We start from the raw sequence: 25,371 nt of genomic DNA on the forward strand, positions 1-25,371 counted from the left end.
TTATTCTCCTAAAATCACTTTTACATTGTATGTTTCTTGACCAAATGGCAAGACATCAGATTCTAACTTTTCATCATTAACATATAAGGCTTTAACACCCTTTGAAACCTTTTGAGGATTCATTACCTGAATATGATAAGTTGAATTTCTAAACTTTCTTACCACATCAAAACCTGGCCAGTTCTTAGGTATACAAGGGTTGATTCTCAAGCCTTCAAAAGAGGCTTGTATGCCTAATATAAACTGAGTGGCTACCTGATAAGACCATGATGCTGTCCCTGATAACCAGCAGTTTCTTGCAAGACCGAAGAGTTCATGTTCATTGCCAAGAATGTTTTGAGCATAAACATAAGGTGCAAGTTCGTAAGTATCTATAATGTCGTTTTTCTTAATGGGATTGATCTGACTGTAGTACTTATAAGCTCTATCACCATCGCCTAGTAGGGTTTCTGCATACATGACCCATGGATTGGCATGTAAGAAGATCCCCCCATTTTCCTTTGCTCCAGGCGGATATGAGGATATACCACCTTTTACAGGATCGTAGCCATTAAAGCCAGGATAAGAAAGTTTCACACCAAAGTCCGTGTTTAAGATGTCATGAACTGAATCCATGGCCATCCTTCCTTTATCATCATCTGCAAAACCAGACATAACAGACCATGACTGGGCATTGGTATAAATCTGTCCATAATCATTGTCCTTAGAACCTAGTGGCAAACCATTTTGGTCAAAGTATCTCTTAAACCACCTGCCATCCCAAGCCACAGCATTAAAGTTTTCTTTCATCCTGTCATATTTGGCTGAATAATCTTTTGAGTCCATTTCTAAATAATTTAGCATGTCAATGAAAGACTTCATGCCATAGCCATATAAGTTGGCATTAAAGACTGATTCAGATCCTGTCGGTAAGTTGGTTGGATCGTTCCAATCAGCAAATCCTAAGTGGGGAAGCTTGTTTTTACCTAAATCATTTTCTGTAAAGTGAAAAGCCCTTTTTAAGTGTTCCATGACAGTCGCGCTTTCTATAGGTTCATCCTTTTTATCTTTATCGTAAAAAGGAATGATCTTATCTAAAAAGCTATAATCGCCTGTTTCTTTGATATAAGCACTTGTGACAAGTACCAGCCATAAGTGGTCATCACCATAATAATCCGGTGCATCTTCATCTTCATGTGCATCACCTATGGATGCAATTAGTGATTTTGGATTGTATTGATGATAAGCCGATCCATCTCTTCTTTGCATAGAAAGCAGGGTTTCGATTAGTGATTTTGCCTGATTAGGCATAAAGGCAATAATCCCCATGACATCCTGAGATGTATCTCTAATACCAATTCCTCTTGCACCTAGACCCAGTTGATACAGGGATAAGTATCTCGACCAGTTTTTTGTCATATAACACTGCTTTGGATTATGAATATTTAAAAGACTGTTCATCTCTTGGTCAGGTGTGTTTACTTGCATAACTGAAAGATAATCTTCCCAAAATGATCTTAACTTACTAAAGAGTATGTCCACATTAACTTTGTCTCTACAGAAGTTAATCTGACTCTTAATAGATTCAAGCTGACGTGTCTGCCCCAGTTGTGTAATCAGATTAATCTCAGTCATGCCATCCACTTGATAGGTATGCCTTAAAGCAGCAATGTTATCACCACGTCTGGCTTCATAATTACTAAATTCATTTTCTTCAAGTGATTTTGGATTTCTAAAGCTACCACCTTGGTTGTCTTTTAAAAATCGCCTTCTATCGGTTTCAAATGATGTAATCGGTCCATTTGAAGTAAAGTAATTAACAGCCGTCTCTTTGTTCATAAAGGCATATTGTTTAAGGACTATACCATCTAAATCTACCATATCCGATACCATGGTATGAGGCACCCAGTCTGCATTGGTAAATTGTTTCAAAGCTTCAAAGTGGGTGTATTCTACAAGAGGTATGATCTCTATTTTATTTACATCATTTCTCTTGATTTTCACACTGTAATCACGGATGACCACATCCATGTCTTTTGGCACAAATACTTTAACTTCTGTTTCAATGCCCTTATAGCTTGATCTGTAGATGTTATAGCCAAGACCAACAGCACATGCATAGCTTTCATAATCGTGTAATGTCGGTACAATATAAGGAGAAAATACGAAAGTCTCGTTATCTGCATAAACTTTGATGTAGGCTGTTTCACCATTGAAATGACTGTCAGGCAGCTGTGGTATATACTTGGTAATCCTGTTAATGGCAGGATCGTCTTTACAAATAACACCACCACCCAGATGATCTACAAAACCGCCAAAAGAAAGTGTCCCGATGTAATTGATCCATTTGGTTGGTACTTGAGGTGATGTGATGATATACTCCCTATTTTTATCATCAAAATAACCGTACTTCATGAATTGTCTCCTTTAACTTTTAAAATGGTTGGATAGCAAAAATAATATTGAATAATACTGGTAATAGGCATGTAGAAAAAGATTAATATCACAGGTATGTTGAGGCTAAGTTTTAAAATCACATACATCAGCCCTGTTGCACCTATGATCTTTATGATGTTTCTATTACCAAGAATCCAAGCAAGCTTTAATGATTTTAAAGTCTTTAGATCCCACTCCAAGACAACATATGACAGCATCATATGACTGACAAGTAACTGTATAATCACCGGCAACTGAATCATACCTAGTAAATAACCCAAGCTTTGAACATTGGTCAGATTGATCACGACTATACAGTAGCCTAATAAGAGTAAGAGAAAAGACAAGGTCGATGTTTTAAACTTACCTTTAAAGTAATAAAGAAAGCTTTTAAACTCATGACTCAACTCACCTCTTAACAGGTCCCTTATACATCCTGCTAAGGCTCTTGAAGAGGCGCCAATAGTCACTATTGGCATGGAAAATACTAAAAAAAGTATATTTAAAAGCATCAACTGATAAACAAGCGTCATGACCGTCATAAAAATATTATTCCTATTATACTTGGCTTCCATTTTATCCTCCTAATAGAAAGCGCTCATAAAGAGCGCTTATCATCTTACTTACCTTGTAACCATGCATCTAATTGTTTTTGCTTTTCTGCGATGATCTCATCAGCGCCAGCATCTTTAAATGCCTGAATCAACTTAGGCAGGTACTCTTCAGGATCTACAGTACCCGTTTCTAATGCAGGTACATATTGGTCCCAAACATTGTTACATGCTGCTATTTGACTCTTAACAGGTGCTGGATCAAAGATAAAACCTAAAGTCTTAGTACCAACCGCCTTGTCATTAAATGATTTGAATTGTGTCCATTTTTCTGGATCTTCATTTGTCCATAAGTAGTTGATAAACTGGTTACCAAACATCCAGCCAGTACCTGGGTTGTATTTGGCATTGTTATCCGTTGGCTCAATCACATTGTCAGATACCTTTGAATAATGTGTACCTTCAATACCGAAGTTAATTAAATTGTTAAAGTATTCGTCTGTTGAGAATAACTCAATAACCATCAAAGCTCTTTCAGGGTTCTTAGATGTCGATGAAATTGCCTGCATTGAACCTGATGTGTCTCTGTTAGAAATAACTGGATTGGTGATTTCAACTTGTACCCACTCATAACCTGTAGCTGAAGACATTTCTGCATCTTTACCAGGCTTTAATGATTTTGTTGAAACAAAGATCTTACCAGCTGATAAATCAGCGTTAAAGTCTGTTACTGTTGCAGCATCAGGTCTGATGTAGCCAGCTTCATAATATCTTCTCATGGTCTTGAACAGTTCCATGGTCTCAGGCGCTTCAAACTCATTGAATACCTTCATATCAGCTGAATCATTCCATACAACGCCTGGATACTTATCATCACCAACTCTATCAAAATCTAAAAGTTTGAAAGGTGATTCACCATTCAGTGCTTCTAGTGCATAAACTTCGCCATTTTCACCATCATGTACCGCTTTTAGAAGTGGCTCTAAATCTTCTAATGACGCCACTGAAGAAATATCTAAATCATATTTATCAAGTAAGTCTTTTCTGATGATAAAGCCCCATTGGTGAGCTTTTTCCTTGTTGGCAGGAATTGCATAGTTGATGCCTTCAATTTGAGTACCTTTGATAAAGTCTTCACCCAGCATCTTCTTAGTTTCTGGCGCATACTGGTCTAAGAGATCATTCAACTCAACAAAAGCACCTTTAACAGCCTGTTGCTGGTAATTGTTTGTCCAAGATGATGTAAAGCAGATATCAAACTCTTCTCTTGCTGCAATCATGGTTCTTAACTTTTGGTCATAAGAGCCCCAGTCAAAACATTGAAGCTTAAGATTAACATTGATACCTTTCTCCTTTAGATACTTAGAAGCCGCTTCTTCAACAAGTGCAACATCTTCTTGCTGACCATTACCGATAAAGTACCATGTGATCGTAACCTCTTCTAACTCTTTAGACACTTCAGTTCCTGCACCTTCCGAAGTATTGGTTTGTGAAGTGTTGTCACCACACCCTACAAATAAGCCAAATACTAAAGATAGCGATAGTAATAAGACCATTAACTTTTTAAACATGTTTTTCCCCCTCATTAAAATCTATTATTACGGCATAGCCGTAAGACACTATTTGATTGAACCGACTGTCAAACCTTCTACAAAGTACTTTTGGAAGAATGGATAAGCCAGTACAATTGGTCCGATTGCAACAATGGCCATAGCCATTCGCGCTGTTTGTGATGGTATATTTGCCAGTAACTCAGATACATTACCCAGTGAGTTGGACTGTGATGTTAAATAGGTAATGGACTGGTTGATTCTGTAAAGTAGATACTGAAGATTGTAAAGTTTTTCATCTGTTATAAATAAGAGTGGTGCATACCAGTCATTCCAATAATAAAGCACATTGAACAGACCAATGGTTGCCAAAGATGGTTTTGAAAGTGGTAAGATGATCGATGTAAAAATCTTAAACTCACTTGCCCCATCTACCTTGGCCGCCTCTATGATGGATTCAGGTATGGTCGTTGAATAAAAGGTCCTCATGATCAAGACATACAAGGGTGTCATAAGCCCCGGCAGTATCATGGCAAAAATGGTATCTTTTATGTGTAAAACATTGGTATAAACCATATACCAAGGCACAAGACCTGCATTGAACAACATTGTGAAAAATACCAGTAGAGTAAAGTGTTTTCTGTACCTAAAATCCTTTCTCGAAAGTGGATAAGCATAAAGTGATATAACGCTTAAGCTTGTGATAGAACCAACAATGGTTACAAAGATTGTCACACCATAAGCCCTGAAAATATCAACTGCATCTGTAAAAACATACTCATAAGCCTTAAAGCTCACAACTTGCGGAATCAACTTATAACCTTCTAATGTCACTGTTTTTTCATCTGTAATAGATATGCCAAATACCAGTAAAAGCGGATAAATACAGGCTAGAGCCAATAACAACATAAATATGTTCAATATAATATCTGCTTTTTTAGATATCATGGTCACTTCTTGAAATTTGCTTTTTCTCATGAGTCCCCCTACATTAGTGCACTGTCTTCATCAAATTTTCTAACGATATAGTTAGCTGATATTACAAGAATAAAACCAACTGTCGCTTGATAAAGACCACTCGCTGTTGCCATACCAATATCACCAGCCTGAGTAAGGGCGCGGTATACATAAGTGTCGATGACATTGGTCACATTATAAAGAACCCCCATATTCTTAGGTATGTTCCAGAAAAGACCGAAGTCACCATAGAATATTCTACCGACCTTCATCAGAGTTACAATTGTTACAACAGGCATAATGGTTGGAATGGTTATAGAAAATATCTGTCTAAGCTTGCCTGCCCCATCTATGGCAGCAGCTTCGTATAAAGACTTGTCAATCCCCACTATGGCTGCTAGATAAATGATGGAATCGTAACCCGTCCACTTCCATGTGTTTACAAAAACCAAGATACTGGGCCAGAACTTGGCTTCTACATACCAGTTGATTGGTTCTTTACCAAGACTGGTTAGTATGCCGTTAAAGACACCTTGGTCTGAACTTAAAAGCGAATAGACCAAGTAACTTACCACTACCCATGATAAAAAGTAAGGTAGAAAGAAGATGGATTGATATAGTTTGGCAAGCTTCTTACTTCTTAACTCATTTAAGACAATGGCTAGAGCCAGCGCAATGGTTACCGATATTAAAATAAATGTCAGATTGTATAAGATCGTATTTCTTGTAATAATAAATGCTTGTTTGGATGTAAATAAATACTTGAAATTATCAAATCCTACCCAATCGCTTCCAAAGAAGCCCTTGGTGTAGTTGTAATCCTTAAATGCCAACAGTATACCCGGCATGGGTAAATAGTTATTAGCAAGTAAAACTAAAATACCTGGTAACAACATAAAAAACAAAGCTGGATTTTTCTTAAACTCTTTTACGATATTTGTTTTCTCTTTCATCTATACTCCCTTTTGCAAACGTTTTCTCTTATGTGATAATTGTAGGCTAAATTCAAACTATTCTTAATAAACGTATTTGTCCTTAAGTCGAATATTTTGCACAGTGTGGTCCTGCAAAATTTGACAACAAAAAAAAGCCTACTTAAAAAAGTAGACTTTAAAACTATCTTGCTAACCAACCCCCATCAACAGCTAGTGTGTAGCCATTGACATAGTCAGATGCCTTAGAAGCTAGAAAGACAACAGGGCCCTTTAAATCCTCAGGTAAGCCCCATCTCGATGCTGGAATCCTTCCTAGAATCTCTTCACTTCTTTTTTTATCTGCTCTTAGTTGAGCCGTATTGTTGGTATCCATGTAACCTGGTGCAATGGCATTGACATTGATGCCTTCTTTTGCCCATTCATTGGCCATCAATCTCGTAATGCCCATAACGCCAGATTTACTAGCTGTATAGGATGGTACCCGAATGCCGCCTTGGAAGGATAACATTGAAGCTATATTGATAATCTTGCCAGAAATCTTGTTAGCCATACACTGCTTGGCCATTTTTTGAGACATGAAGAATACAGATTTCACATTCAGATTCATGACGTCGTCCCAATCTTTCTCAGAAAAATTAATGGCATCTTCTCTTCTAATAATCCCTGCATTATTAATGAGGATATCCACTTTCCCATAGCTTTCTACAGCTGCTGTCATGACTTGATCTATGGCATCTAACGCCATAAGATTTGCCTCCAAACCAAGAAATCTTCTTCCTAATTTTTCTACGGCTTCTTTTGTATCATCTAAATTGCCAATGTCAACAGCAACAATATCAGCACCTGCTTCTGCAAGTCCCACAGCCATGCCTTGGCCAAGACCTGTACAAGCTCCTGTGACCATTGCAACTTTACCGGTTAAATCAAAATTATTAAGTATCATGATGACCTCCTTATTTTAAGTCACGCATAGAAATATGGTCCATATCATCAAATGTTTGATTTTCACCAACCATACCCCAAATAAAAGTATAGCTGCCTGTGCCTACACCAGAGTGAATTGACCAAGAAGGAGAAATAACAGCCTCTTCATTTCTCATAACAAGATGTCTTGTTTCATCCACTTCGCCCATCAGATGAAAAACAACATCTTCTTCTTTCATATCAAAATAGAAGTAAACTTCCATCCTTCTATCATGGGTATGACAAGGCATGGTGTTCCACATGTTGTTTGGCTCTAACATGGTAAGACCCATTAAGAGCTGACAAGATTGACATACATCAGGATGAACATACTTGTATATGGTTCTTTCATTGGATTTAGCAGCTTCACCTAGCTTGCTTGGAGACGCCTTTTCAATCTCAATCTTAACGGTCTTATAAGATTGATGAGCTGGCGCAGAGTTGATATAAAATTTAGCAGGATTAGTAGGATCTAAACTTTCAAAAGCTACTTTTTTAGTCCCCATACCTATATACAAACCATCTCTTGATGCCATATCAAAGACTTCTTCATCCAAATAAACCTTACCAGGTCCTCCAATATTAATAAGGCCCATTTCTCTTCTTTCTAAGAAATAAGTCACACCAAGTTCTTTTGATGCTGTCATTTCAAGAATCTCATTCACAGGCATTGCCCCTGCTGTTATGATTCTATCAATATGAGAATAAGTCATGGCGATATTATCCTCAGTAAATAAATTCTTAATCAAGAACTGCTCTCTCATTGTTTTTGTATCATAGTGTTTTGCATCCGATGGATGTGATGCGTATCTAATGTCCATATGTCTTTCCTTTCTACCAGTACATATCCCAATCTTTAAGTTTTCTAACCAAAGCCTCCATATAGTAATAACATCCCCAGATGTTACATTCATCGACTCCTCTATCACATGGTTTTGAATAAACAGCATGTTTCAAAAGCCCATTGGCATGAGGGTCGTCTTTGGTTGTATATGAATCAATCAAGGATTTAAGCATCTTATCTGCATAAAGCATATAAGTTGATTGTTTTTCGCTTTTTAAGTGTTTGTCCATTTCGTAAATGCCACAAATAGCAATGGCAGCTGCAGATGAATCTCTCGGTTCATCGCTACCATCTGTAAAGATCATATCCCAGTAAGGAATATAATCCTGAGGTAATTTTTCAATAAAGAAATCTGTAAATCTATAGTAATACTCAATACACTGGGGCTCACTGATATATGAATAAGATAAAGGCATGCCATATACACCCCATGCTTGTCCTCTTGCCCATGCAGAATCATCTGAATAGCCCTGTCTAGTAACACCATGAGTAGGCAGACCAGTTTCAGGATCAAAATAATGAGTATGGAATGTTGAATTGTCTTCTCTGACCACTGTTTTTAATGTCGTTCTTAAGTGTTTTACGGCTATCTCTCTATACTTTCTGTCACCAGTCTCTTCTGTTGCCCAGTATAAAAGAGGCAAGTTCATTAAACAGTCTATAATCAAACGATACATTTCTGGATCATTTATATCGCCCCATGCTTGGATGAAGTCCCCTTTAGGTTTGTATCGACCAATAAGGTGATCGGCTGCTTCAAGCGCTATTTGACGCGCTTTTTTGTTACCAGTTGTTTTCCACTCAGCAACACCTGACAAAGAGTATAGAAAACCTAAATCATGCGTATCAATCTCTAGTTCTTCACGTAATCTTTTGATATAAGAATCCAGTTGTCCTTCGGCTGCTTGTCTGTACTTTTCATCTCCTGAGCCTTCATAAGCCAGCCAAAGAATACCCGTCCAAAATGATTGAGTCCAACCCTGGTCGTTATCTTCTGCCCAATAGATAAGATTATTACTATTAGGAGATGGAAAGGTTGTCTTAAATGTTTCAAGCATAATGTCTACCTTCTTTAAGGCTTCTTCAAAAGCCTTTTCGACATCTTCTTGCTTTAAAATGTCTGTATGCTCACAGCTCATTTTTTCCTCCATTTCAATAATTTGTAATTGCAATCTAAAAAATAATAAGGTTTAGAAATTTCACCTGGCATCAGCCAGGTGAACACTATTAATAGATTCTATTGTAAGCATTGGTATTAATCTCAATAGATTTTTCAATACCAAGCTCTTTTAATCTTTCAACGAACTCATCGTAATCACTGTCGATATCAGAAGCACCTAATAACCACTTTTGTACCATCTCCTGTACATAAGAATCCACATTAACTTGGATTTTGATAACTTCTTTTTCTTCTTCTGGTGAATACTTCAATGTTAGAGGATCCCACACGTACTTGTAGTAATCGTTCTTCTCATACATTTCAAATCCCTCTAAACCGATTGGGTGAATCCAGCCTCTTTCATAATCGAAATCTTGAGCCATACCGATAAGGTACTGAACACCTTCACTTCTTAAGTTCTGTAAAGCATTACCTTTACCATTCATGATCATATCCGTATAAACAGGCTTACCTTCTTTAACTTCATATGTCAAACCTTCTACACCAAAGTTAATCAGCTTTTGACCTTCTGGTGAGAACCAGAAATCAAAGTATTGAATGACCTTTACTGGATCTTCACATGATGCTGAAATACCCCAGCCACCATTTACAGTTGTTCTCTTATCAGGCATAACTCTTTCACCATTGATATTTTCTGGCGGTGCAAAAGGCATAAAGCTAAAGCCTTCTATAGAATCTGCTAATTTATCATTATAAGTAGAAGTTGAACCAAACCAGTCGATAGTCATACCACCTGTGTTTGAACTTAAAAGAACGTCTCTTGACTTGTTACCTCTTGTAAATATTTCTTGGTCGATTAAGCCCTTGTCATACCATCTTTTCAATTCTTTTATAGCATTAACAAAGTCATCTTCCATAGGTGCAAATTTAAGCTCACCGTCGTCATCCATGTAGTAACGTAATGAAGAACCCCATAAGCTTAATAACCACGATACATTGCTAAGCTCAGTATTTTTTCTTTGGAAAAATGGTACTTCATCTGCTTGGCCGTTTCCATTTGGATCTTGTTCTTTAAATGCTGTTAACACAGCTTCTAACTCTTCTAGGTTTTGTGGTTGCTCTAAACCTAAGTTGTCTAACCAGTCTTGTCTAACGAAGTAACCTAAAGATGGTTCACCAGCCATAAACTTAGGAATAACATACATCTTGCCATCAACAGATGTCGCTAATTTTTCCTTGTCAGGATTAGCTGCAAAGTATGCTTTGATATTTGGCGCATGTTGATCAATTAAATCTGTTAGCTCAAGTAAACCACCGTCACGACCTAATTTCTCCATGTCCTCTATCTGCATGTAAGAGATGATATCTGGTAAGTTACCTGAAGATACCATTAAGTTGAATGCTTGTTTATCGTCAGAAGCCCCTGATGATAAGGTGCCTTTTAAAGAGACATTTGTCATAGCAGCTGCTTCTTTAAATACTGGCCATTCTTCATTGAACACTGTACCATTAAAGATACCAAAGTAAGTAAATTCTACAGGTTCTGCTGATACTAAAGAGCCTTCCAGTTCACCTGAGCCTTTTGATGTTTCTACTGATGCAACATTTTCTGATTGACCACATCCGGCAAATACCGATGTTAGAACCATAACTAGTGCTAATAGCAGACATAAACGTTTTTTCATGTTTCCCTCCTAAATAATATTATACAACAGTCTCGTTAGACTTTTCTAACCTTTTACAGAACCTATCATAACGCCTTCTTTAAAGAATCTCTGAATATAAGGATATGCAATCAGCATAGGTATAATAGAGATCATAATAATAGCGAATATAATGGTTTGTGGTGACGATAAGGCATCAGGTGTAATTAAAACGGCCTCTTCACCACCTGTTGATTGCTCAACAATAAGTTTCTTTAAAAGTACCTGAAGTGGAATCTTCGAATCATCTTGTAATAACACCATAGACCAGAAGTAACCATTCCATCTTGATACAGCATAAAACATGGTAATTGTTGCAAGTGCAGATTTTGAAAGTGGTAAGTATATTTTTCTAAAAATCGTAAAATGATTGGCACCATCTATCCTGGCTGCTTCATCAAGTGACTCAGGTATTGATGAGAAAAATGTCCTTAAGATAATCAAGTTGAATGTGGATATAGCAAATCCAAGTACAATAGACCACCTTGAATTGATAAGACCTAAATCCCTAAAATTCAGATACATTGGAATGATACCTGGCTTTAGCCACATGGTTACAAGCACAAATAAAGTGATGGCTTTTAAAAATGGCATATTCTTTCTTGATAAAACATAAGCACCAAGTGTTGTAAAAGCCATATTAACGATAGTACCTACAACTGTGTAATAAAGTGTATTGCCATAAGCAACCCATAGATTAGGTGTTTTTAAGGCCTCCTTATAGGATTCTAGGTTAAAGCCTTTTGGCAATAATACCACTTCCCCAGTCTCAACTGCTGATGGTAATGATACCGATGCACTTAAGATATAAACCAGTGGATAAAGTGCTGAAAAACCTATTACCACAAGGAGCACTATATTAACCCATTTAAAGATTTTTTCCGATCTTCCTTCTATTGTGTTTCCCATAGTCACTCCTTACCATAAACTTGTATCAGAAAACTTGCTTGCTATACGATTTGCACTGTATACCAATATCAATGCAACAATGGCATTGAAAACCTCTGCCGCAGTAGCCAGACCAAAATCTTGATTTTGTAAACCTGTCTGATAAACATATGTTGAAATGATCTGTGAAGTTTCATATGTAGCAGGCTGCTGCAGTAATAATACTTTTTCAAATGCTATATTAAGCATCTGTCCTATCCTTAAAATAAACATAATAATGATCGTTGGCATAATACCAGGTATGGTCACATGTCGCATCTGTTGGAACTTGTTGGCCCCATCTACACGTGCTGCCTCATACAAGGCTGGATCAATTGCCATTAATGCTGCAAGATAAACAATGGCGTTAAAGCCTGTTTCCTTCCAGATGTTCATCCCTGTAAAAATACCTCTGAACAATTCCGGCTTCATTAAAAAGTATATCTTTTCAAAACCAAGTCTTTCTAAAAGTAGGTTTACAATGCCTAAGTCCGGTGCCAAAATATTGGTCACAATACCGGCAGTTACTACGATAGAAACAAAGTAAGGTATAAAAGTTGCTGTTTGAACACTTGTCTTAAATATTTTATTCTTAACCTCATTTAACATAAGTGCCAGTATGATTGCTGCCGGAAACTCAAACACCAAGCCATAAAGACTTAACATAAGTGTGTTTCTAAATGTTGGCCAGAAGTAAGGTCCTGTTAAGAAACTTACAAAGTTATCCAATCCAACCCATTCGCTACCAGCAATGCCTTTAAAAAGACTGTAATCTTGAAACGCGATTACTTGACCCGTTAGGGGTTTATAAATGAAAAGTACAAACCAGATGATAATTGGTAAAGCCATGACATATAGCTGCCAATTGTCTCTCATAATTTTTAGTTGTCTTTTCGCTTTTTTCATGTAAGTTTCAAGCTTATCATTTGATGATCTATTCTCGCCAAATCTTATGCGAGGATCTATAGGTTTATCCATTAAATCTCCCCTCTAAATTTATGCTCTGACAAACGTTTGCCTTTCGGCTTAACAACAATTTATCACGGTGGCGCTAACATAACAATCATCAAAATTCAACGGTTCAAACACTTGCAAACACTCAATTCTTCTTTTGCATATTCCTTATGATATTCATTTGTAAACAAAGAAAAAGCCTGCATAGCAGACTTAATGATTTTCTCTATATTGTCCAGGTGAATAACCTGTACTTTTTTTAAAAACTCGGATAAATGTATTGGAAGAATTAAAGCCTACCTTCTCTGCAATATCCTTAATTTGAAGACTTGGATCTTTTAATAGGTTCTTTGCCTCCTTAATCCGGTATTCATTGAGTACCTCTTTAAAGTTTCTACCTGTTACACGCTTAAAAAGAATACTTGAATACTTAACTGTAACACCAAGTGCTTCAGAGAACTCCTCTAAACCGATGTCTTTGTAATAATTGTTTTCAAGAAACTCAAACATACGGGATTCAAGAAGAACTTCGTTCATCTGATGATTACTCTTTTGCCATTCAATCAAACATTCCACTATATCTAAAATCCAGTTGACCACATGCCTTGGTGATTCATATTCAACCAAAGATTCAAGTAGGTCATCATTATTTGAAAAAATCGTTTCATAGTTGACATTGAGCTGGTTGACAATCCTTCTGACAGTACCTCTAATGGCATAAACAAGCGCATCCAATTGCTTAGAGGAAAGTGATCTATTTTTAAAATTTTCCTGTAATATTTCATCAATCAGAAAACGAGCCTCATCAGACTTGCCACTGATAATAAGCTGTACCAATCTCTGCTCTATACTGATTGGATAGTAATAGTTTTGAGCCAAATCCACACTTGAAATGATTTCATCTGTGATAATGACAGCCTCTGGTATAACATACCTATACTCAAGTGATCGGATATTTTTCCAGTAGATACTTGGTAGTTCTTCTAAATCATCAAAATTGCCACTTACAACAAACAATATATCTAAACTCTTGCTAGAAGTCAGTTCATCATAAAGTTGTCTGATTTGTCTTAAGGCTTCACCATAAGACAATTCATGGAACAAGATGGCACCTGTGTTGGCATTAACAGATATATAAAGATGGTCCACCGACAATCTAATCTGAGACTTGATTGAAAAAAGAAGGGTTTCATCTTCAACTTGACTGTAATCTATAATGGCCAGTGTATAGGGATTTAGGCTTTTTGACAAACCTACTTTTCCACTTCTATCTTGAAACTGCTTGTAATTGATGATTTTCATCATGTATTCTCTTAAGAGTCTTGTACCTAAAAGCTGATTTTGGTCATTCAACAAGTTAGACATTTCCTCTTGTATAAGCTCATAGGCATCCTTCATATCTTGAATATAGTCTAGAGCTCCTTCTACATTTTCAGCACCAACATCATTTAAGAGGTTAGAAATGGGTTTACTAAGAACATCCGCGAGTCGGCTAGACAACATCCACGCAGCATAATAGAGAGACAAGCAAATGATCACTAAAAGAACATATATGCCTACGACAAGTAAAAGATTGTCTTTTTCAAGATTATAAACATAATACCAAGGACCTAGACTAGATGGTATCACTCTATGATTCAATGAATCACCTTTTAAATAAGTGACTTCTTCTATTTCCTTTATCTGAGAAAAAGCCAGTGTGTCATCACCTATATGAAAGTCTCTACCAATAACAGATAAAGTCCCCTTTTGGTCTGTCATATGATCACCGAGCATTTCATCTCTGTGAATACTGATCAAAAATAGGGCTTCACCAACATTGTATTCGGTCTCTAGCTTGGTTAAAAGTAGATAGGATACTTCCGTTGAATCATTAACTGCATTCATAACAAAGTAGGAAGGATTAGAAAAACTCCTATCATATATGAGTCTATTAGCAGCTTTCTGCCAGGAATACTCATCAATCATCCAAGATTCTAAGTACTGGTTCATGGTCAAAGTAGCATCATTGGCTATAACAGATTCATCCCCTGGTTTTGTTATAGCTATTTGGTAACCAAAGTTGTCCATATCATGAACAACCTTGATCAGGTGTTCCTGAATCAAGACCTTTTGATAATAGGTGACTTCGTCAGTAAGAATAAACTCACTTATTAGAGGATCTTTCTTCATAATAAGAATCTGCTTAAATATCTCAGCAAAATCCTTGTCCATGTCCTCTGCAAACCTTTCAATCGTCTGCTTTTCCTCCATATCAGTTTCACGATTCATATCCATGATATATGGTATAACACCTGCTGTAATCAGCAAAGTGATCATTAATGAAAGTAAGATGAAAAAACTGTAAAACAACTTTGACTTGTAATACAGTCTTGATTTAAATAGTCCTTTAATATGTCTATACAAAATAACTTCCCCCAATTTAGCTATCTCTAATTATAACATTATTACGACATATGTACTACAAATGGATCATTGGTAGATTCTAGATATGACATGAGTTCCGAATACATCTCATCAAGAATTTCCGATTCATTTTTTTGATACTTCATCGGTGAGACCTGTAGCGGATCCGATATTAGATCATAGTAGAAATACTCTGTTTTAACTTCTACAGGCTTATAGCCTCTGTCTGCAACCAATGTATACCTTTGATTTCTTACTCCTCTCCATCCATAAGAAAGATTGTTTAAGCCCTTTTCTTTAAATGATTTTACTACTGCCGCTCTTCCTGGATAGGCGTGAATAAAAGCTGAATGACGACTAGGTGATAATTCCAACAAGTTGTCACTACAATCCATACCGCTGACTGGATCAAAAGGTACATCCATCAATGATAAAAGAGTAGGCATTTGATCGACACTATTGATGACCCCTGAAAACTCACCTGGATTGATTTTACAAGGCCATCTGATCATCCAAGGGATATTAATGGCTTCCTCATACCAGACATGTTTACCTATTAAACCATGTGACCCCATCATATCACCATGATCAGATGAAACTACAACGATGGTATTTTCATCTATGTCCAGGACTTCAAGTGTTGATAATATTCTTCCAAACTGCTCATCAATCCCCGTTACAGCCGCATAGTAATCTCTGGTCATTGTTAGAAGTTCATCTTGTGAAGTAGCTTCTTTGGGATCGGTATGATGACCGATGCTGTTATAAAGAACATTGTCTCTTAGTTTAATTTTATCTTTATCATATAAAGACCTGTATTTGTCAGGTACCACATCATAAGGATTATGAGGTGGATTCCATGAAACAAATAGTGCAAATGGTGACTTTTGTCTATGAATAAAATCTATTGCCTTATCTGTTTCATGTTGGGGCGACCACTGGTTTATATGGATTTTTTCATGTGAATCTTCCCAGTAATGAGGAGATAAGTGATTGTCCATTGCACCATATGAATACCAATATTCAAAGCCCATTCGCCCTCTTCCTGGCGGTGTAAAGGCATCCCATCCTTGTGCACCTGACAAAGGCACCGGACTCTTATTTAACTCAGGCAAATCCAAATGCCATTTACCGATATAGCCTGTCTTATAGCCTGCATCATTTAAATAGTCTGCAATGGATTTAATAGAAGTATCCAGTTCTACATCAAGCCCTACCTTACAATTGGTCCATACACCTGTTTCAAGTGGGTATCTGCCTGTTAAAAGGGACGACCTGTGAGGTGAACATAAGGGGCAACAGGAAATGGCATGTTTGGTATGAGCAGATTCTCTTATAAACTCATCAAAGTTGGGTGTTATTACAGGATCTTGATTGTAGCTAGAAATAGCATGCCTGCGCCACTGATCTGCAAATATATATATCAGGTTTGGTTGTTTCATTTACTTCTCCTTTGTAAAAACATCTTGACGATTACGGCACCATGATATCAAGTCATTTTCCATGTCTTGAATACGTGGGTCATGCATTAGATTGTTCATTTCTAGAGGATCTGAGTTCAAGTTGTAAAACTCCCTATCCCCATTTGAATCCAGGGTCAGCTTTAAGGACCCATCAACAATTGTACGACGCATGGTACCTATACCAGGGTTTCCAGAATACTGAGCGTAGACTGGCATATCTCTTATATTCAAATCATTTTCTAAACACCAACTTAAATCTCTACCATCAAGCTTGTCACAAGCTATACCTAATAAGCCAAGTACTGTTGGCATCAAATCAAGATGTGAAACACAAGTTTCGACCTCACGCCTTTTCAGTCGATCATCTCTTATGATGAATGGCACATTTATCGCTTGCTCATACATTTCCATCTTCTGATACATTTGATGCTGACCCAAATGATCACCATGGTCTGAAGTAAATACAAAGAGTACATTTTCAAGACCAAGCTTCTTATCAACAACCGCCATCAAACGTTTGATTTGCATATCAGCAAAATATAAGAGGCTGTGATGTGCTGACCAAACCTTGGCCCACTCCTTTTTACTGATATGCTCTCCTAGTTGAGCTGCAATGCCTTGTCGCCTAAGAGAGGGTTCATTGAGACTTGTTTGATTGATATTACTTGGTAAAACGTTTTCCGAAATACTAAACTGATCTTTTACACAGGTTGGTAATATCAAAGGTGGATGTGGAGCCCATATATTAAGGAATAAAGCCTTAGGTTTGGATGATTCTTTTTCTATAAAATCTATGCCTTTATCAACAAACCAGGCATCTTTGAACAAGTCATCATCAAAAGGCCACTGACTCACTCGTGTGTTAGAGTACTTTTTTTCTTGATAAGTCCCATCTAACCACTCCTTAACAGGTGTTTTGTCTCTAGAGTCCGTTCCAAGCTCATGCCCTAAGTTTTTCATAAAATTCTTATAATCAACTTCTGTATAAAAAGCATCATAATCACTTCTGGATTCCAAAGCAGGCTTGACTTTTACATGCTGTACACCGATTCTTCCAACTGAATAACCAGCATCCTTTAGATAATCATCAATTGTTTTTACTTGTCTGGCTGTTTTTCCAGACCAATCATTATAGATGACGCCTGACTCAGATGGCCATTTGCCTGTTGCAAGTGCAGTTCTTGCCGGTGCACATAAGGGGCAAGTGGTATATGCTCTGTTAAATTTGATGCCTGTACGAGCCAAGGAACTTAAATATGGCATGACTTCTTTACCATCAAATGCTCTCCCAATAGCATCTGCTCTTTGATGGTCAGTCATAATCATTACTAAATGTTTTTTCATATATGCCTCCCATATATAGGTTAACATTCATCATTACAATGCAAAATCATCATTAATCAACAATGAATCATCAAAATTCCCCCTCCCCCTCAAGCCTTTACAAAGTCATATGTTAGTGGTTTTTTCACATTTTGAAGATGTTGAATTCTGTAGATTGACCTTCCGGTATTGGATAGGTCTTATACCTACATGTGACTTGAAAAACTTAGAGAGATAATTGACAGAACTAAAGCCTGTCATCTCACTAATCTCTTGAAGATTCATCTCTTCATTTAATAAGAGTTCCTTAATCGTCATAAGTTTATAATCCGTAATATAAGTCCTGATAGAACAAGCTTTCTTTTGCTTGAACAATCGATTCAAATAGTCTGGATGATACCCAACTTGTTTGCCGATTTCTGCTACAGAAATTTTTTCATGTATATTTTCATGGATATACTGGCTAATTAGTACTTCCAATAAGTCCTCTTCGTGAATCAGATCATAACTTTTTTCTAGCTCTTTAAAATAGCTTGTCAAAATAGATAGGAAAATGCACTTTGATTCCAAAACATAAAAAGCCTTTTTATCAGTAAATACTTGTCTGAGATTTAATACTTTACTTGTAAGATCTTCTGCCAGTTCATCTTCAAAGGATACTTTTAAATCGGCATCTGATTTAAACACATTGTTTCTTATGAAAACCCTGTTTTCAAGTTCCTTCTTAAACAGATCTAAGTGATTATTTCTAAGGCTTGCATCTAAACTTCTTTGATTAAAGGAAGAAAAAAGATCAAAATGCACCCATATAATAAGATGGTCCTTTGACGTGAGTTTCAGCCTATGTTTCTTATTAGGAGGAATGAGTAAACAATCATTTCTTTTTAACATGTGGACCTGTTTGTCCTCAATCACCTGTAGACTGCCTTTTATGCAAAATAACATTTCATAATCATAGATTATTCTCTTCTTGTCTGGCCATTCATTGTTCTGTACCCCAATTTTCCTGATGACAGGATTTATATGATTGATAAGAGATTCTAGTTTCATAAACACCTCGTATTTTTACTTTTACATGTCGGAAAGTTCCCTTTTTATTGTCTTTCTTTCCATTTATGATTCAAATAGAAAGGATGATACGATGAAAAGAAAACAATGTATTTTAATTATGACTGACACCCAGCGTCATGATATGATAGGTGGTCAGCACACGCCTAACTTAAACCGTTTGGCCAGCCAAGGTAAGGTTTTTAAAAAGGCTTATACCACTCAACCTGTTTGTGGACCGGCAAGATCTGCTATCTTTACAGGTACCTATCCCCATACTAATGGTATGACCTCAAACTCAATGTCCTTAAACCAGCTTTCGAATACTCTAGGTGATTACTTATATAATAGAGACATTGCCTCTGGCTATATCGGAAAATGGCACCTTGATGGTGGAGATTATTTTGGAAATGGTATTTGCCCTCAAGGCTATATGCCTGATTACTGGTACGATATGAGAAATTACCTTGATGATTTAAGTAAAGAAGATAGGATAAAATCAAGACAATTTGAAACCGTCTTAGCAGGTGTAGACGAATCCTTTACATTTGGGCATAGGTGTTCAAATTATGCACTTGATTTCATTGAAAAACACAAGGACAAAGAATTTATGCTGGTGGTCTCATACGACGAGCCCCATGATCCTTATATCATGCCAAAATCATTTTACGAGCTCGACCACACCATTGACCATAATCTTGATGAACTTTCAGACCTATCACCTGACCACATTAAACTTTGGTCTGATAAAAGCAAGTCATTTTACAAGACAACATCTTTAACGGAAGAGGCAAAACGTCTTTACGCTTGTAACTCTTATGTGGATTATGAAATCGGTCGTGTATTAGAAGCCATCGAAACATCTGCACCTGATGCTTTGATTATCTACACTTCGGATCATGGTGATGCTTTAGGCGATCACGGCATTCATTCTAAGGGGCCTGCCATGTACGACAGCATCACAAAAATCCCTTTTATCATCAAGTGGCAAGATAATATTCAAACAGGTTCTTCTGACAGACTCATTAGTCATATAGATATTTTACCTACCTGTTTAGACTACTTCGACCTAAATATACCAAGTCATTTAGAAGGCAGGTCTCTGCTTAATACACTCGATGATCAACCAGAAGATCAAGACGCAGTTTTTATGGAATTTACCAGATATGAAATAGATCACGATGGTTTTGGTGGTTTTCAACCCATACGATGTATCAGGGATAATCGCTATAAACTCATCATCAATCTTCTGACACTTGATGAACTCTATGATTTAAATACAGATCCTCATGAGAAAATTAACCTGATTCATTCTGAGAGTCACGCTGATACAAGAAATCAACTTCACCAAAAGCTGCTTAACTGGATGAATCAAACGCGTGATCCTTATCGTGGTTATTACTGGGAACAACGGCCATGGAATAAAGATTTCATACCGACTTGGGACTACAGTGGCATGACCCGTCAAAGACCAACAGGCGATGACCAACCAAGGCAACTTGACTATGCTACTGGCCTTGAAATAAAGGAACTTGTTAGAAGGAAATGATAAGTTTATTTTAAACTTTTCCTGACTTTTTCATATCTTCAATTTTCAACATGTTGAAATATAAAGACAAAAAGAGCTGTATTCCTAGGAATACAGCTATAGTTTGTTCCTATATTCAGTTGGTGTTTGACCAGTATACTTCTTAAAAAGCTTAGAAAAGTAATGTGGATCAGATATTCCTACCAGTTCAGCAACTTCATAGGTTTTTAACTCATAGTCTTTTAAATAATGATAAGATTTCTGAATACGATACTCATTCAAGTAATCAACGAAGTTCTTACCAATCTCCTTTTTAAACATCCTAGATAAGTAGTATATCGAGACATAAGTATAATCAGCAACATCTTGTAGTGAAATGGAGTCTTGGTAATTGTTGTGGATGTATTCCAAAGACTGTTTGAGTATTTGACTCAAGTTATTCAGATGACTGTTTTTTGCTTCTTGCCTATAATCACTGGCGATAGACTCGTATATCTTGATACAAGTCTTGAAATCTCGGTCATTAAAGTCATGTACTTGATCAATTGAAACCTGCTTGATGCTTGCAACTAAATCTGAAAACTTACTCTGATAATCAGTCTTTTCAATAAGTGGATACAACTTCTTGTTAAGCTCGTCTAATAGGTGTTCATTTCCAATCTTTATAGCAGATAGTATGTCTTCTGAGATGGTTTTAAGACTGTCATCTTCTCTATCAAATGAGAGTGTTTTTATATCGTCGTATAAGATAAGGGCGTCTTCACCAAAATAGAGCTTATAACTTAAGGCCTGCTCACACTCCTTCATCTTAGAAGATAGTTGCCTAAAACCATTGCCCTGAGTACTGATGGCCAAGGACATATTTAAATCAAAACATGACTTGATAAGTACTTGGAAACTTTCGGCCTTCTTTGATACATCATCAGTAAAGTCCTGTAGACTGCTTTTAGACTGAAGGACAAAAGTCATCCTAGACTGAGTCACATGAATGGTTTCACACAAGTAGAGGTCTTTAAATATATCGACAAATGCATTTTTTATACCAATTTTAAAGAGCTGCTTTTGATAAATATCAATTGGCTTTTCATGAGATATATCAACAGATACCATGACAAAAGAGTCAATATGCATACCATAGAGTTCTAGCTCCTCCTCAATTTCTTTTTCATTGAGTGCTGTTGAAAAAACAATATCAAATAGAAGCTTCTCCTTTAGTAGGGGCAAAGACCTGTCATAGTGATCTTTTAAAGCTTGTATGTTTTCATCTCGTCGGTTTTTATATTCAAGCTCCAAGCAAGCCTTTTTTACAGCCGTTGTGATTTCATCAATTTTAGATGGTTTTAGTAGAAACTCACTGGCTCCTAGCTTTAAGGCTTCCTGAATATAATCAAACTCCCTGTAGCCCGTTAAGATGATGATCTTGCTCCAAGGAATGATGTCCAAGGTATTTCTGATCATTTCCAAACCATCTATTTCAGGCATATTGATGTCTGTTAGAATGATATCAGGCTTGTACTGTCTAATAATCTCCATACCTTCTAGACCATTTGATGCTTCTGAGACAACCTGACAGCCGAGAGATGCCCAATCGATGATGTTGATGATGCCCTTTCTTACAATGGGTTCATCGTCTATAATGACTACTTTAAACATAATAGTTATCTCCTTGTGTCAGTTTCTTCTCAGGTATAATAACAACAACTTTTGTATAGACATCTTCTTCTGACAAGATGGTAATACCATAGTCTTCTCCATAGAAGAGTTTTAAACGCTTGTCCACATTTTGAAGACCAATGCTGGAACCATCCTGTTTGTCTCCAATTCTTTGATAAACTTCCTTTAAGGTGTCTACCGTCATACCCTTTCCATTGTCGCAAATCTCTATGACGATATCTTCTTCTTTTCTGAAGGCAGAGATATTGATTTCACCCACCTTCTTAGTTTTTCCAATCCCATGATTAATAGCATTTTCAACAATCGGTTGTAAAATCAACCTTGGTATCTTGATACTCAGTATTTGAGGATCTATGTCTCTTTTAAAGGTCAGTCTGCCTTCATATCTATATTTCATAATAGAGATGTAGTTTTCTATGTACTTCATTTCATCCCTAAGACTGATCAGTTTGTTGTCTCGTCCAATGGTCGCTTCCATGATGGATGATAAAGCTGTCACCATTTCACTGATTTCAGGTGCCCCTTTTAACTGGGCATGCCAGTTGATGGTTTCTAGGGTATTGTACAAGAAATGAGGATTTATTTGAGCCTGTAAGGCTTTCATTTCAACTTCTTTTCTTGTGATCTGTTCAGTCTTTACATTTTCAACAAGATTTTTAAGTTCCGTTGACATATCATTAAAGGATTCAGCAAGAAAACCCAGTTCATCCCCCCTATCCACTTGGATATTGACATGTTTCTTGCCTTTACTGACATCTTTCATACCAGATACAATTTGGTTGATAGCCTCTACCATATGCATGCCTTCAAAGATGGTAAAAAAGGATAGTAGTACTGCCATTGGTATAAATATCATGAAAGCATACTGGGTAAACTTAGTCACATCTCTAAGTAAGACCTTCTTAGAAATGGCTGTTACAATGACCCAGTTGGGGTTGTCTACTTTTCTATAAGAAATGATCCGTTCTTTAGAATCATCTTCGTAAAGAACACCCGTTGATTCATCATAGTTAACAGACTCACTATGAATAGGACTGTTTTCTGTTGTAAAAATAATCTGGCCGTCATTTTCTAATAAGGCTATAGACTGAAAAATATCAGATGAAAGGTTTTCATAATCATTTTTCATGGGCATAAAGTCTACTCTAATGACCAACAAGCCTACTTCATTAAAGGTATCTATGTCATTGATGATTCTAGACATATAAATATTTGCATTGGTCCCCTCATAATCCACATGCCAGATAGGCCTGCCTTCAGCTTGTCTAGATTTCTCTAAAAGAATATCATAGGGGATATCCTTTAAGTTGTTTAATCGACCACTCGACATATCATAGGTATGGTTAGAACCTCTTTTATCATAAATGGTAATGGCTTGAATACCATCATTCGATAAGGTTAAGGTTCTTAATACATTCTTTAAATTGTTGACATTATGATAGTAGATGAACTTGTCTGATTGATCATCATTTAAGACATCATAAACTTCTAAGTCATATAAGAGGTCTTGTGATACAGATTTAATACCGCTTGTAAAATCAGTAATCCTAAGCTCGAGCACCTTTAACATATCTTGTGATAAAGTCAGTGCCTGACTTTTCATATTACTTTCTACATTTCTAAGCAAGAAAAATCCTAGGATGATCACAGGCAAAACCATTTGAAAAACAAACATAAATAAGAGTTTGTTTTTAATGTTCAATTTTTTATAAAACCCCATTAATCCTCCTCTTGGTAATCATGTAGTTTGTCAAAAATTTCTTCTGGTGATATTTCGCCCTCTAACATGGCTGGGAAGTCTTTAATTAAAACATTTTCCCAAAATGTCCTGTTGATAAAATGGTCTGGCGGTTTAACCAGGTAATCAGCATCTTCTATAAGCTTTAAACCCTGGACCTTTAAGTAGTCATCGTCTTCACTGGTTCTTGTACCAATAAAAGAAGGTGACTCGTTAAAAATACGTCGACCAGATTCTGATGTAAGGTACTTAAGAAACTTTAGTGCTGCCTGTTTTTTAACAGGATCATCGTAAGTATTTTGGTTCATATGGAAATTACCATTTCCAATCCCATAAATCACATACTTGTCATCTTTCATCGGAAAGGGTATCAAGCCTACCGATTCATCTAATGCCCCACTGTTAAACCATGACCCCTGTACAATCATGGCCGCTCTTTTATCAATAAAGAGCATATTTCTTGATGCATCGTCAAAGTTAAGGGCATTTCTCGGAAAGGCACCCATCTGATAAAGTTCTCTCATCTTATACATGGCTTCAATATAGCCATCTTCTACTTGTCCATTTTTAAGTGGATTCTCTGTCCCTTCTACACCTGCTAGTTGTACCACGATGTTTTGATAAATAAAGCTCCCTTCAGGTGTCATATTATAGGCGATAGGAATAATCCCCTTCTTTTTAAAAGCTCGGACGGCTTCTAATAAAGATTCATAATCATATGGAATGTCTACTTCAAAGTCTTCAAAAAGATCCTTGTTATAATAAAGGCCTTCATAAATGACCTCAAATGGAATACTGTATATATGATCTCCCTGGTCCATAAACTCAAATATGGAAGAGTCAAAGTTACTGGACCAAGTTTCATCTTGATCTAAGACCTCTTTTAAGTCTGCAACCATACCATTTTCAATTAACAAGTCCAAATCAGAACCTGGCCATACGCCAAAGACATCAGGTCCATTGCCTGATGCAAAATCTGCTTTTAAAGTAAATAAAAAATCCTCTCCATACATAGACTCATTCATGATTCTAATTCCTGGATTTTCTTCTTCAAAGGCTGCTATAACCCTTTCCAAATATGCAGCTTTTGAGTCTAGACCAGCCCAGGAGCTTGAAAATCTAATGGTAACAAGATCTGATTCATTATTTAAACTCTTACTATAAGTCAGTCTATCTGTACTCATATAAAAGATAATTGCTGATAAAATTGCTATGCCTATAAATACATAGGTTAATAGATAGTGTCTTTTCATAATTGCCTCCACATTAAGCA

The 25,371-nt window shown here is 36.6% G+C and carries 19 protein-coding genes; 1 reads left to right on the forward strand and 18 read right to left on the reverse strand.

Going from position 1 to position 25,371, the window contains the following annotated elements; genetic code table 11:
* The 15 genes from EZV73_RS01290 to EZV73_RS01360 all read right to left on the reverse strand — a co-directional run bounded on the left by EZV73_RS01290 (window position 1) and on the right by EZV73_RS01360 (window position 19,161).
* Window positions 1-2,394 carry a glycosyl transferase gene (locus EZV73_RS01290; RefSeq protein WP_240837558.1) on the reverse strand — a complete coding sequence of 798 codons (2,394 nt, stop codon included), beginning with the start codon at window positions 2,392-2,394 and terminating at the stop codon, window positions 1-3.
* Window positions 2,391-2,990: a YesL family protein gene (locus EZV73_RS01295; protein ID WP_240837560.1), complete on the reverse strand. Its 600-nt coding sequence runs from the start codon at window positions 2,988-2,990 to the stop codon at window positions 2,391-2,393. Before EZV73_RS01295 ends, EZV73_RS01290 begins: the two co-directional genes overlap by 4 nt.
* A gap of 44 nt (window positions 2,991-3,034) precedes the next feature.
* A complete protein-coding gene (locus EZV73_RS01300) occupies window positions 3,035-4,537 on the reverse strand; it encodes an ABC transporter substrate-binding protein (RefSeq protein ID WP_240837562.1) in 1,503 nt (500 codons plus the stop codon).
* A gap of 48 nt (window positions 4,538-4,585) precedes the next feature.
* On the reverse strand, window positions 4,586-5,494 hold the full coding sequence (locus tag EZV73_RS01305) for a carbohydrate ABC transporter permease (protein WP_240837564.1): 909 nt from the start codon (window positions 5,492-5,494) through the stop codon (window positions 4,586-4,588).
* Window positions 5,495-5,502: 8 nt separating this feature from the next.
* Entirely contained in the window at window positions 5,503-6,426 is a 924-nt protein-coding gene (locus EZV73_RS01310) for a sugar ABC transporter permease (protein WP_240837566.1), read from the reverse strand.
* 163 nt (window positions 6,427-6,589) lie between these two features.
* Complete coding sequence (gene kduD, locus EZV73_RS01315; protein WP_240837568.1) at window positions 6,590-7,351, reverse strand: 2-dehydro-3-deoxy-D-gluconate 5-dehydrogenase KduD; 762 nt, start codon at window positions 7,349-7,351, stop codon at window positions 6,590-6,592.
* Between the two features lie 10 nt (window positions 7,352-7,361).
* The gene (gene kduI, locus EZV73_RS01320; RefSeq protein WP_240837570.1) at window positions 7,362-8,192 is read right to left on the reverse strand and encodes a 5-dehydro-4-deoxy-D-glucuronate isomerase; all 831 of its coding nucleotides are present in this window, start codon (window positions 8,190-8,192) and stop codon (window positions 7,362-7,364) included.
* Window positions 8,193-8,205: 13 nt separating this feature from the next.
* Window positions 8,206-9,354, reverse strand: coding sequence for a glycoside hydrolase family 88 protein (locus EZV73_RS01325; RefSeq protein WP_240837572.1), 1,149 nt, complete (start codon window positions 9,352-9,354; stop codon window positions 8,206-8,208).
* 88 nt (window positions 9,355-9,442) lie between these two features.
* A complete protein-coding gene (locus EZV73_RS01330) occupies window positions 9,443-11,020 on the reverse strand; it encodes an extracellular solute-binding protein (protein ID WP_240837574.1) in 1,578 nt (525 codons plus the stop codon).
* 45 nt (window positions 11,021-11,065) lie between these two features.
* The gene (locus tag EZV73_RS01335; protein ID WP_240837577.1) at window positions 11,066-11,947 is read right to left on the reverse strand and encodes a carbohydrate ABC transporter permease; all 882 of its coding nucleotides are present in this window, start codon (window positions 11,945-11,947) and stop codon (window positions 11,066-11,068) included.
* Window positions 11,948-11,956: 9 nt separating this feature from the next.
* Window positions 11,957-12,943 carry a sugar ABC transporter permease gene (locus EZV73_RS01340; protein WP_240837579.1) on the reverse strand — a complete coding sequence of 329 codons (987 nt, stop codon included), beginning with the start codon at window positions 12,941-12,943 and terminating at the stop codon, window positions 11,957-11,959.
* Window positions 12,944-13,132: 189 nt separating this feature from the next.
* Complete coding sequence (locus EZV73_RS01345) at window positions 13,133-15,325, reverse strand: helix-turn-helix transcriptional regulator (RefSeq protein ID WP_240837581.1); 2,193 nt, start codon at window positions 15,323-15,325, stop codon at window positions 13,133-13,135.
* 41 nt (window positions 15,326-15,366) lie between these two features.
* Window positions 15,367-16,767 carry a sulfatase gene (locus tag EZV73_RS01350; protein WP_240837583.1) on the reverse strand — a complete coding sequence of 467 codons (1,401 nt, stop codon included), beginning with the start codon at window positions 16,765-16,767 and terminating at the stop codon, window positions 15,367-15,369.
* The gene (locus tag EZV73_RS01355; RefSeq protein ID WP_240837584.1) at window positions 16,768-18,132 is read right to left on the reverse strand and encodes a sulfatase-like hydrolase/transferase; all 1,365 of its coding nucleotides are present in this window, start codon (window positions 18,130-18,132) and stop codon (window positions 16,768-16,770) included. It abuts the gene before it with no gap.
* 105 nt (window positions 18,133-18,237) lie between these two features.
* Window positions 18,238-19,161, reverse strand: a complete 924-nt coding sequence (locus EZV73_RS01360; RefSeq protein ID WP_240837586.1) for an AraC family transcriptional regulator — start codon at window positions 19,159-19,161, stop codon at window positions 18,238-18,240.
* Between the two features lie 91 nt (window positions 19,162-19,252).
* Here EZV73_RS01360 and EZV73_RS01365 point away from each other — a divergent pair, with 91 nt between their 5' ends.
* Window positions 19,253-20,707 carry a sulfatase-like hydrolase/transferase gene (locus EZV73_RS01365; RefSeq protein ID WP_240837588.1) on the forward strand — a complete coding sequence of 485 codons (1,455 nt, stop codon included), beginning with the start codon at window positions 19,253-19,255 and terminating at the stop codon, window positions 20,705-20,707.
* 96 nt (window positions 20,708-20,803) lie between these two features.
* On the opposite strand, the gene EZV73_RS01370 is transcribed toward EZV73_RS01365, so the two are convergent.
* From EZV73_RS01370 to EZV73_RS01380, 3 genes are read right to left on the reverse strand one after another with little or no spacing between them, the layout of a single operon-like run.
* On the reverse strand, window positions 20,804-22,339 hold the full coding sequence (locus EZV73_RS01370) for a response regulator (RefSeq protein WP_240837590.1): 1,536 nt from the start codon (window positions 22,337-22,339) through the stop codon (window positions 20,804-20,806).
* Window positions 22,332-24,080: a sensor histidine kinase gene (locus tag EZV73_RS01375; protein WP_240837592.1), complete on the reverse strand. Its 1,749-nt coding sequence runs from the start codon at window positions 24,078-24,080 to the stop codon at window positions 22,332-22,334. Before EZV73_RS01375 ends, EZV73_RS01370 begins: the two co-directional genes overlap by 8 nt.
* Window positions 24,080-25,351 (reverse strand): ABC transporter substrate-binding protein, encoded by a 1,272-nt coding sequence (locus EZV73_RS01380; protein WP_240837594.1) that lies wholly within the window; start codon window positions 25,349-25,351, stop codon window positions 24,080-24,082. Before EZV73_RS01380 ends, EZV73_RS01375 begins: the two co-directional genes overlap by 1 nt.
* Between the last annotated feature and the right edge of the window lie 20 nt (window positions 25,352-25,371).

It is taken from the genome of Acidaminobacter sp. JC074 (assembly GCF_022496765.1).
GTDB lineage: Bacteria > Bacillota > Clostridia > Peptostreptococcales > Acidaminobacteraceae > JABXKX01.

Coding starts and splice junctions, on each gene's coding strand:
- EZV73_RS01300 (WP_240837562.1), bottom strand. CDS start 4,537: ATGTTTAAAAAGTTAATGGTCTTATTACTATCGCTATCTTTAGTATTT.
- EZV73_RS01355 (WP_240837584.1), bottom strand. CDS start 18,132: ATGAAAAAACATTTAGTAATGATTATGACTGACCATCAAAGAGCAGAT.
- EZV73_RS01340 (WP_240837579.1), bottom strand. CDS start 12,943: ATGGATAAACCTATAGATCCTCGCATAAGATTTGGCGAGAATAGATCA.
- EZV73_RS01380 (WP_240837594.1), bottom strand. CDS start 25,351: ATGAAAAGACACTATCTATTAACCTATGTATTTATAGGCATAGCAATT.
- EZV73_RS01370 (WP_240837590.1), bottom strand. CDS start 22,339: ATGTTTAAAGTAGTCATTATAGACGATGAACCCATTGTAAGAAAGGGC.
- EZV73_RS01335 (WP_240837577.1), bottom strand. CDS start 11,947: ATGGGAAACACAATAGAAGGAAGATCGGAAAAAATCTTTAAATGGGTT.
- EZV73_RS01325 (WP_240837572.1), bottom strand. CDS start 9,354: ATGAGCTGTGAGCATACAGACATTTTAAAGCAAGAAGATGTCGAAAAG.
- EZV73_RS01375 (WP_240837592.1), bottom strand. CDS start 24,080: ATGGGGTTTTATAAAAAATTGAACATTAAAAACAAACTCTTATTTATG.
- kduD (WP_240837568.1), bottom strand. CDS start 7,351: ATGATACTTAATAATTTTGATTTAACCGGTAAAGTTGCAATGGTCACA.
- EZV73_RS01290 (WP_240837558.1), bottom strand. CDS start 2,394: ATGAAGTACGGTTATTTTGATGATAAAAATAGGGAGTATATCATCACA.
- EZV73_RS01305 (WP_240837564.1), bottom strand. CDS start 5,494: ATGAGAAAAAGCAAATTTCAAGAAGTGACCATGATATCTAAAAAAGCA.
- EZV73_RS01330 (WP_240837574.1), bottom strand. CDS start 11,020: ATGAAAAAACGTTTATGTCTGCTATTAGCACTAGTTATGGTTCTAACA.
- EZV73_RS01295 (WP_240837560.1), bottom strand. CDS start 2,990: ATGGAAGCCAAGTATAATAGGAATAATATTTTTATGACGGTCATGACG.
- kduI (WP_240837570.1), bottom strand. CDS start 8,192: ATGGACATTAGATACGCATCACATCCATCGGATGCAAAACACTATGAT.
- EZV73_RS01350 (WP_240837583.1), bottom strand. CDS start 16,767: ATGAAACAACCAAACCTGATATATATATTTGCAGATCAGTGGCGCAGG.
- EZV73_RS01360 (WP_240837586.1), bottom strand. CDS start 19,161: ATGAAACTAGAATCTCTTATCAATCATATAAATCCTGTCATCAGGAAA.
- EZV73_RS01310 (WP_240837566.1), bottom strand. CDS start 6,426: ATGAAAGAGAAAACAAATATCGTAAAAGAGTTTAAGAAAAATCCAGCT.
- EZV73_RS01365 (WP_240837588.1), top strand. CDS start 19,253: ATGAAAAGAAAACAATGTATTTTAATTATGACTGACACCCAGCGTCAT.